Consider the following 9,207-nt stretch of genomic DNA (forward strand, 5'->3'; position numbering starts at 1 on the left):
ATCGGCGGATTTCTCAACGAGTTTTCACTCCTGAGCCTCGGGACAGTCGTCTTTATGAGCTCTACGCCCTTTAGCCAGGACCTGAACAGGTTCGCCATCGAGTTCTGACCGTGATCGTGGAGTGCCGTCGGCCGGTCTTCGATCGCATCGTCGCGGCCGGCAGTCGGGTCGGCTGGCGGCAATGACCGCCCTCGACCGGCGGAAGGGAAACGTATGGAACGGCTCAGCGGGCTGGATGCCAGCTTCTTGTATTTGGAAACGCCCTCGCAGCCGTTGCACGTCTGCGCAATCTTGGAGGTGGACGCCGCGACCGTGCCCGGCGGGTACAGCTTCGCCCGGCTGCGCGAAGAGCTGGGCGTGCGGATCAAGTCGATCCCGGAGTTTCGGCAGAGGTTGGCCGACAGCCGGCTGAATCTGGACCATCCGGTGTGGGTGGAGGACCACAGTTTCGATCTGGACCGGCATCTGCACCGCATCGGGCTGCCGGCGCCCGGCGGGCGCGTCGAGCTGTCGGAGACCTGCGGGCGCATCGCTTCCCTGCCCCTTGATCGCGGCCAACCCCTGTGGGAGATGTGGGTGATCGAGGGGATCGCTGGCACCGACGCCCGAGCGGGTGGGCGGCTAGCGGTGATGACCAAGGTGCATCACGCCAGCGTGGACGGGGTGGGCGGCGCGAACCTGCTGTCGCAGCTGTGCGGCACCGAACCGGACACGCCGGCGCCGGAGGCGGTGGACGGGCCGGGAGACACCAACTCGGTGGGAATGGCGGTGCGGGGCCTGGCGAAGTTCGTTGCCCGGCCATTGCGGCTGGCCACTGTGGTGCCGATGACGGCGTCAACGATCGTCGACACCGTGCGCCGGGGGCGCAGCGGGCGGGCCATGGCGGCGCCGTTCCGGGCGCCGCGTACCCCGTTCAACGACTCCATTACTCGCCGGCGCAACATCGCCTACGCCCGCCTGGAGTTCGACGACATCAAGACGATCAAGAACAGGTTTAATGTCACGGTCAACGATGTGGTGATGGCACTGTGCGCCGGGGTGCTGCGCAAGTTCTTGCTCGATCGCGGTCAGCTGCCCGACACCTCGCTGGTGGCCACGGTGCCGGTGTCGGTGCATCAAAAGTGCGACCGGCCAGGGCGCAACCAGTTGACGGCGTTGTTCTCCCGTCTGCAGACTCAGATCGCCGACCCGGCCGACCGGCTGCGCGCTATCGCGCACGCCAATGGGGTGGCCAAGGAGCACAGCGCGGCGATCGGGGCGACGCTGTTGCTGGACTGGGCGCAGTTTGCAGGGCGGGCGCTGTTGGCTCCGGCGGTGGGACTCTTCGCCAGTACGGTGCTGACCCGCCGACCGGTGCACAACCTGGTGATCTCCAACGTGCCGGGACCGCAGGTGCCGTTGTACTTCCTGGGTTGCCAGGTCAAGGCGATGTATCCCCTTGGACCGATCTTCTACGGCACCGGCCTCAACATCACGGTGATGTCGCTGACCGGCAAGCTTGATGTCGGGATCAACTCATGCCGGGAACTGGTGCCCGACGTATGGGACCTCGCCGACGACTTCGAGGTCGCCCTGCAGGAATTGCTCACCGCCGCCGCGTGATCCGCCCGAGTACCAGCTCGATGGAATTAGATGGCCACGCTTGACGCCGTCAAGACGTAAGAACGAAGCCGCAGGTAGCGAACGGCAACGAATCGGAACGAAAACGGAACGAACGGGCACTTCAGATGCCAAAAGCCCTGGTAGAGCAGCGGGTTCGATTCCCGGCAGCTCCACAATAAAATGGCAGGTCAGAGCGGTAATATTCACCCACTGAGCCGCCTCGTCAAGGTTCGGCGTAGTGTCCCGACCTATGGCGAGCACCCGGATCCGTTCGCGCAAGGACGGGACGGTCGCGTCGCAGCTTCAGACCGGGGCTCCATCCCGCTAGGTTGAGCACGAGGAGCTCTCATGATCTATCGCCGTCTGGCTTGGGCGCTCGGCGCGGTAGTAGTGGCGGCCATCATTCCCGTCCAGGCCCATGGTGAGCCGCCGACGAAGTGTCTGACCAACACGCCCAAGGGCAAGCAGGTCTACGTGCCCTGCGATCTGCTCAACGCCGGCGCCAATTTCCCGCCGGGGCAGCGTTGTCCTCCACCGCTCGAGCAGTACCCGAAAGATGTGGCGGACTGGTGTGGCGAAGGCCCCGGCCTTGCGAGTCCCGCGCCCACGAGCCCTCCGACGAGTCCGACGAGTCCTACGAGCCCTACGAGTCCTACGAGCCCGACAAGTCCTCCGAGCCATGTGAGTCCTACGAGCCCGGCGGCTCCGGGCAATGCTCGGTGACGACATCCATCCAAAAGCTGCCAGGACGACGCGGGGAACCACGTACCGCCTCCTGACGGATCGAATGATGCGTGGGACTACATGCATCGCCCGCGGTAGCGACGGTTACTACGGTCGGTATGGCGGCTATCCCAACTAGGATGCGCTACCCCTATACGGATTGATTGGTCCGCCCGTCCCAAATCCTTTGTGTCTCTTCACCGATCGATGGGTGGTGGATTTCCTGAAAGTTCCGTCCGCCCCGACGGAATGTGGCAATGACGGCGGCTGGCACATTCTGTTCCAGGATTGGCGTGGGCAGCCACTCGCAGGGTCGTACGTGCACCAGATCCACCGCCGCAGCGGTTTCGTCGGCGTCGTAGAAGTACGGCCCGGAGATGCGGCCCAACCAGAACAACCCGTCCGTATCGCGGGTCCACACGAACGAGCCGTCGTCGAGCTCGGCGAACCGGGTGACCCGGCGGTCAAGCCGCTCTTGTTCGGCCGACTGACTCACCAATTGCCCGAACCCGCACAGGCCGAGCCGGCGAGCGCGATCGATGGTGGCCTCAGGCTCGACGGCATCGTTGCGAGATCGCATCGGCGCGCGGTAGACGGCCATATTGTGATTGGCTTACCAGACTCGGACGCGGTCCTCGGGCTTGAGGAATAACGAGTCGCCCGGCTGAACGTTGAACGCGGCATACCACTCGTCCAGGTTGCGGACGATCCCGTTGACCCGAAACTTGGCGGGGCTGTGCGGGTCCGTCAGCAATCCGTTGCGCTCGGTTTCGGGCCGGCAGATCTCCTTCCAGCTCGCCGCGAAGGCGATGAAGAAGCGCTGGTCGCCGGAAAGGCCGTCGATCACAGGCGCCTCTTTCCCGCCAAGGGACAGCTTGTAGGCGTCGTAAGCGATGCGCAGTCCGGCCAGATCGGCGATGTTCTCGCCGAGTGTTAGCTTCCCGTTGATGCGATTGCCCGGTAACGGCTCATATCCGTTGAACTGCTCGACGAGCTTGTCCGACTCGCGCACATAACGCTGGGCGTCGGCCGGGGTCCACCAATCACGCTGCAGACCGGTGCTGTCGCTCTTGCGGCCTTGGTCGTCGAACGCGTGGCTCATCTCGTGACCAATGGTGGCCCCGATCGCGCCGTAGTTCGCCGCGGGATCGGCCGCGGGATCGAACTTCGGTGGCTGCAGGATCGCCGCGGGAAATACGATGTCGTTAAGTCGCGGAGAGTAATACGCGTTGTCGGTCTGCGGCGTCATGTCCCACTCGGCACGGTCGATGGGCTTACCCAACTTGCTGACGCTGTCGTTCCATCCCCACACCGACAGGTTGTCCTCGTTGCCGACGAGGTCGTCCGCGTGGATCTTGACCGTCGCATACGACTTCCACTTGTCGGGGTAGCCGATCTTGGCGACCAGTGCTGCGAGCTTGGCCTGAGCTTCTTTCTTGGTTTCGGGCGCCATCCACGAGGCGGCGTCGATGCGCTTGCTGTACGCCGCGCGGAGATTTTCGACCAGTGCTCGCGCCTTATCGCGCGTCTGCTGACTGAAGTGTGCGTCGACGTAGAGTTCTCCGACCGGGTCGCCGAGCCCGTTGCTCGCCCGAGTGACACCCCGCTTTTCCCGCGGTGCGCGCTCCTGGGCGCCCGCCATCGTGCGGCCGTAGAAATCGAACAGCTCATCGGCGAACGTTGTCGAAAGTTGGCCGCCGTATGCATGAAGGATGTGGTAGCGCATGTACGCCTTCCACGGGCCCAACGGCTCGGTGGCGAAAAGCCCTGCGGTGTTGTGCAATACGTCGGGCATGCCCACCTGGAAGTCGGTCGTCGCGGGGAGCCTGAGCGCGTCGAACATCTCCCGCAGCGGCGCGCCCTGCGCGAGGTGCTCGACTTCATTGCGCGGCATGATGTTGTCCGTCTTCTCGACGTCGCGCTCCTGCTCCTTCGGAAGCTGCACCTCTGCCAGCTTGGTTTCCAGGGCAAGCAGTTGTTCGGCCTGCTGCTGCGAATCGGCGTAACCGGCCAGCCCGAGCAGCCGGGCCGCATGCGCGACAAATTTGTTGCGCAGCTCAACTGCATCGGGATCGGTGTTCACGTAGTAGTCGCGGTCACCGAGCGAGAGACCGCCCTGCCAGATGTTCGGGATGTAGCGGGTCGGTTTATTCGGGTCGATGTCCACCGAGACCGGGAAGGGGTCGTCTACCTGAGTTTTGCCGTTGAACGACACGAGAACTGCACTAAGGTCCGGCCTGTCGTTGATGGCGTCGACTGACCGCAGGAGGGGCCGCACCGGCTCGACGCCTTTCTTGTTCAACAGGGCCTCGTCCATGTACGACGCGTAGAGGTCGCCGATCTGCTGGGAGATCTCGCCCGCGGGCGCGTGTTTCGCGGCGGCACCCTCGACGATCGCCTTGAGGTCCGCGTCGAGCTGGTTCTGAATATCGAGACTGACACCCGCACACAACTTGTCGGGAGGGATCTTCGCGTGCTTCACCCACGTGCCGAGGACGTAGTCGAAGAAGTCGTTGCCGGGCCGGACCGATTTGTCCATCTCGGCCATGTCGAAGCCCCAAGCACCGACTTTCGGCTTGGACGGCTGTTCGGCCGGGTGGTGACACCCGACAAGGACCAAGCCGGCAGCCAGTGCCATTGCCACCGCACGAACGAATACGCGCACCGCAAACCTCCAGTCGCCGGACCAAAGGGCAGCTTAGCCATGCGCGCCGGCAGCACCGCGGTTTTTGTCACGCGATGTCAACCGCGAAGAGGACGCCGAGCCGTCGCAAAAAAGGTAGGGGGCGAAGGAAGACAGCTCGCGGCCAGCTCAGGCGGCGTCCTCCGCGGGCGCCGGGCCCCCGAACACCGGCCGCATCAGGTTGGCCGGGCTGATCGCCGCGGTCGCCTTGCGCGCGAAGTCGTTGGGGAGGGAGAGGCGGAACACCTTCTTCCACGCCGACACGACCTGCTTGGGCAGCGGACCGCTGACGTAGTCGAGTCCGTAGCGCTTGAAGAGCTCCTGCACCTTCGGTGCGATCTCCTGATACCGGTTGCTGGGCAGGTCGGGAAACAGGTGGTGCTCGATCTGGAACGACAGGTTGCCCGTCATGAAGTGCATCCATCGGCTGCCCGAGATGTTGGCCGAGCCGAGCATCTGGCGCAGGTACCACTGGCCGCGGGTTTCACCCTCGATCGATGTCTTCTCGTAGGTCTGCACGCCCTCCGGGAAATGGCCGCACATGATCACCGAGTGCGTCCACAGGTTGCGCACCAGGTTGGCGGTGAGGTTGGCGATGAACGTCGTGGGCGCCGACGGCCCGGACAGCAGGGGGTGCAGGACATAGTCCTTGCGCATCTGCCGTCCGGTTTTCAGCAGTACGTCCTTGGCCTGCCGACGGAATAAGTCCTTATCGGTCTTGCCCTTCAAGTACCTGCCGATCTGCAGGTCGTAGCCGGCGATGCCGTACTGGAAAATGCAGGCGTTGACGAAGTTGGTCAGGGGCTGTGCGAGATAAAACGGCTTCCAGCGCTGATCTTCGTCGACACGCATGATCCCGTAGCCAAGGTCTTGGTCTTTACCGAGCACATTGGTGTAGGTGTGGTGCAGCTCGTTGTGCGAGTGCTTCCACATCGCCGCTGGGGAGGCGCTGTCCCACTCCCAGGTGGTCGAGTGAATCTTGTTGTCCCGCATCCAGTCCCACTGACCGTGCATCACGTTGTGACCGATTTCCATGTTCTCGATGATTTTCGCGATGGACAGCCCGGCGGTCCCGGCGACCCAGGCAGGCGGGAACAGCGAAAAGAGCAGCAGGGCGCGGCTGCCGAGCTCCAGCTTGCGCTGGCGGTCGATGACCTTACGGATGTAGGCGGCGTCACGCTCGCCGCGGCCGGCAATTACCTGGGCTCGGATGGCGTCGAGCTCGGCGCCGAGGTTTTCGATGTCCTCGTCGGTGAGGTGGGCTATCGGATTGTCATGCTTGCGTTGCAGAGCGGTCATGTCAGTTCTCCTGGTGTCAGAGGTAATCGAAGGTTTCAGAGATCGATGTCGCAGGCGCCCGCCGCGGCTGATATGCAGGTCTGGATGGCCACGTCGTCGCCGGGTGCGGCGGTGGTGAGGTCACCGGAGCGCAGGTCACGCACAGCGCCTTGGCGCAGCGAGGCGACGCAGCCGAAGCAAATACCCATCCGGCAGCCCGATGGCATCAGGACACCCGCGGCCTCGCCGGCGTCGAGCAGGGTCTGTGAGCCGTCGGCGTCGACGACGGTCCCTGATTTCGCGAACGTCACGATGCCACCGTCGCCAGCAGCAATCACGTTGGGCCGGAACCGTTCCACGTGCAGACGGTCAGAATTGCCCGCGGCATCCCAACGTGCCTGCAGCGCGTCGAGCATTCCAGCGGGACCACATGCCCACGTCTGTCGCTCAGCGACGTCGTCGACCACGTGGTCGATGTCGGCGACGTCGAGCATCCCGTCGGCGTCGGTGTGTCTCTCCAGCAACCGAATTCGACCTTGATTGGCCATCATCCGCAGCTCGCCGCCGAAGATGACATCATCGGCGGTCGGCGCAGAGTGCACCAGCACCACGTCGGATTCCCCATCAGCCATGTTGCGCAACATGCCCATCACGGGCGTGATGCCGCTGCCCGCGGTGACGAACAGGATCTTGGTCGGCTGGGTGGAACCTAAGGTGAAGTCGCCGGCGGGCTGGTCGAGTTGGACCACCGCGCCGACGGTGGCACGGCGGACAAGGTGATTGCTGACGACCCCGCCGGGGATCGCCTTGACCGTGATCGCGATGTGGCCGTCGGATCGTGGCCGGGCGTTCGAGGTCAGCGAATAGGCCCGCCACTGTCGAACCCCGTCAACGTCGACCCCGACGCGGACGTACTGACCGGGGACGTGGGTGCGCCAGGTGCGCCCCGGCTTGATCACCACGCTGACCGCGTCGCGCGTTTCGGGATGGATCGCGACGATGCGTCCACGTAAGTCGCTAGAGGAGCGCAGCGGGTCGATGACGTCGAGATAGTCGGAGGGGACCAGAGGAGTGGTAACGCGCTCGGCAAGCTTGACCACCCGGTCACGCCACGTTCCCACGACGGTGGGTCGGGGTGCTGTTGTTGTCATATCACCACCCTGACTGACTTCTCCATATAAAGTCTTGTCCGTCAGGCGTGAAGTATCGGCAGCTTTTTATTCATGAGGAACAAATTTGTCGGAACCTTACCTGCGATTCACCAGTCTGGAGTTAGCCGACGATGTCGCCGCGGCCTTGCAGGCCGTGCTCCCACGGATGGCCGAACGCACGATGAGCGCGGTGACCGTCGAGGTGCCCAGCTACAGCGACGCCTTCAGTGGGCGGATGGGGCAAAACATCGAGAACGCAGTCCAGATGGCGCTCGGCGCCTTCCTGCGGTTGGCCGTGCGGGCGCAAGATTCAGACCCGGACGCGACACTATCGCCCGCGCTCGACGGGGCGTATGAGTTGGGACGGGGCGAGGCCCGCCAAGGCCGCTCCATGGACGCGCTGCTCTCGGCCTACCGGGTCGGTGCCCGGGTGGCATGGCAGGAACTGTCCGCCACCGCTGTCGGCGCCGGCCTCGCTGCCGAGACCGTCGCCCGGTTCGCCGAAATGGTGTTCGCGTTCATTGACGAGCTCTCGGCCGCGAGCGTGGCCGGCCATGCCGACGAGCTCGCCACCACCGGGCGGGTGCGGCAACGCTACCTCGAACGCCTGGCCCAGCAGTTGCTCACTGGCGAGCCGACCGAGACGTTGCGGGTCAGCGCGGAGAAGGCGGGTTGGGAGCTGCCGGTGACCCTGACCGCGGTTGTGGTGCCCGAGAGCCAAACCCGCGGTCTGGCTGCGCGTTTCGGCCGTTCGACCCTGCAGCTCAGCGAGGAGTTGCCCGGTGTGGAGCCCGTCGAGGCGCTGGCCGTGCTCCTTGTACCGGATCTGGACGGCCCGAGGCGCGGCCAGCTGCGATCGGCCTTGCGGGGGCGACGGGCGGTGGTGGGGCCCGCGCGGCCGTGGACCGAGGTGCGCTCGTCCTACCGGCGTGCGTTGCGGGCGCGCGACCTATCGGTGCCGGACGATGTCGACGTGGTCGACACCGAAGACCACCTTGTGGAACTCGTCCTCACCGCCGACCGCGACGCGGCCGAGGATCTGTGTCGACGGGTCCTCGCGCCACTGACCGGACTCCGTCCGAGCGCTGCTGAACGGCTCACGGAGACCCTACGGTCCTGGGTATTGCACCAAGGTCAGCGCGAGGCCGTCGCCGCCGATCTGTTCGTGCACGCTCAGACGGTTCGCTACCGAATGACTCAACTGCGTGACCTCTACGGCGAGCGGCTCGACGACCCCCGCACCATTCTCGAACTGACCGTAGCTCTCGGACTGCCGGGTCCTTCACAGCGCAAGCGCTGACGGCCGAACGAACCGGCGGTTTAGGCGGCAAAAGCATTGCTACAGCGCTGGTTTCGAGTTCCGGCAGCTCCACCTAGGTCGCGGATCGACGCAGCTGTCATCAGTTTTCGTTATCGGAGCACCCCCTCAGCTGCGGAAGCACAGGGGAAGCCGACAGCGCTGTCTGCCCAGTGCCGAACCACCGGGATCAGTGACGGTCTGTAGGCAACCACTGTGGCGGCGATGACGACCCCCATGTCGTGCTGAGAAAGTCGCTCCTCGCCGGTGCTGACTATCGAGCCAACACTGGCGTCGTCCTGCGGCGAGCCGCTCAGTTGATCCACGAGGTTATGAGCGAAAGAGACCATCGCGTCACGATCGCGGTTGGAGACCCCGTTCTGGTCGAGCAACTGCAGATACGTCAGGTCGGCTTGGGTCTCGGGGGCCGGGGACGCCAGCGCCGGAGCACCGGCTATCAGGCCCAGTACCAC

At 64.6% G+C, this 9,207-nt stretch carries 8 protein-coding genes; 3 read left to right on the forward strand and 5 right to left on the reverse strand.

All coding sequences use genetic code 11. The features are described from left to right. Nucleotides 1-213: 213 nt before the first annotated feature. Both WBF82_RS12095 and WBF82_RS12100 read left to right on the forward strand, forming a co-directional pair. Complete coding sequence (locus WBF82_RS12095) at nucleotides 214-1,602, forward strand: WS/DGAT/MGAT family O-acyltransferase (protein WP_424383264.1); 1,389 nt, start codon at nucleotides 214-216, stop codon at nucleotides 1,600-1,602. 569 nt (nucleotides 1,603-2,171) lie between these two features. Next, a complete protein-coding gene (locus tag WBF82_RS12100; protein ID WP_424383265.1) occupies nucleotides 2,172-2,381 on the forward strand; it encodes a hypothetical protein in 210 nt (69 codons plus the stop codon). Between the two features lie 95 nt (nucleotides 2,382-2,476). On the opposite strand, the gene WBF82_RS12105 is transcribed toward WBF82_RS12100, so the two are convergent. The 4 genes from WBF82_RS12105 to WBF82_RS12120 all read right to left on the reverse strand — a co-directional run bounded on the left by WBF82_RS12105 (nucleotide 2,477) and on the right by WBF82_RS12120 (nucleotide 7,437). Then, nucleotides 2,477-2,905 (reverse strand): GAF domain-containing protein, encoded by a 429-nt coding sequence (locus tag WBF82_RS12105; RefSeq protein ID WP_424383266.1) that lies wholly within the window; start codon nucleotides 2,903-2,905, stop codon nucleotides 2,477-2,479. A gap of 33 nt (nucleotides 2,906-2,938) precedes the next feature. Further along, nucleotides 2,939-4,990: a M13 family metallopeptidase gene (locus WBF82_RS12110; RefSeq protein WP_424383267.1), complete on the reverse strand. Its 2,052-nt coding sequence runs from the start codon at nucleotides 4,988-4,990 to the stop codon at nucleotides 2,939-2,941. Between the two features lie 147 nt (nucleotides 4,991-5,137). Continuing rightward, a complete protein-coding gene (locus WBF82_RS12115; protein WP_424383268.1) occupies nucleotides 5,138-6,307 on the reverse strand; it encodes a fatty acid desaturase family protein in 1,170 nt (389 codons plus the stop codon). Between the two features lie 35 nt (nucleotides 6,308-6,342). Beyond that, a complete protein-coding gene (locus WBF82_RS12120; RefSeq protein WP_424383269.1) occupies nucleotides 6,343-7,437 on the reverse strand; it encodes a ferredoxin reductase in 1,095 nt (364 codons plus the stop codon). An 85-nt stretch (nucleotides 7,438-7,522) separates the two neighbouring features. On the opposite strand from WBF82_RS12120, the gene WBF82_RS12125 reads away from it, so the two are divergent. Further along, the gene (locus WBF82_RS12125; protein ID WP_424383270.1) at nucleotides 7,523-8,737 is read left to right on the forward strand and encodes a PucR family transcriptional regulator; all 1,215 of its coding nucleotides are present in this window, start codon (nucleotides 7,523-7,525) and stop codon (nucleotides 8,735-8,737) included. A gap of 110 nt (nucleotides 8,738-8,847) precedes the next feature. On the opposite strand, the gene WBF82_RS12130 is transcribed toward WBF82_RS12125, so the two are convergent. After that, nucleotides 8,848-9,207, reverse strand: a 360-nt coding sequence (locus WBF82_RS12130) for a DUF732 domain-containing protein (protein WP_424383271.1), incomplete at its 5' end; no start/stop codon positions are given.

The sequence above is a fragment of the Mycobacterium sp. genome (assembly GCF_049673265.1).
GTDB lineage: Bacteria > Actinomycetota > Actinomycetes > Mycobacteriales > Mycobacteriaceae > Mycobacterium.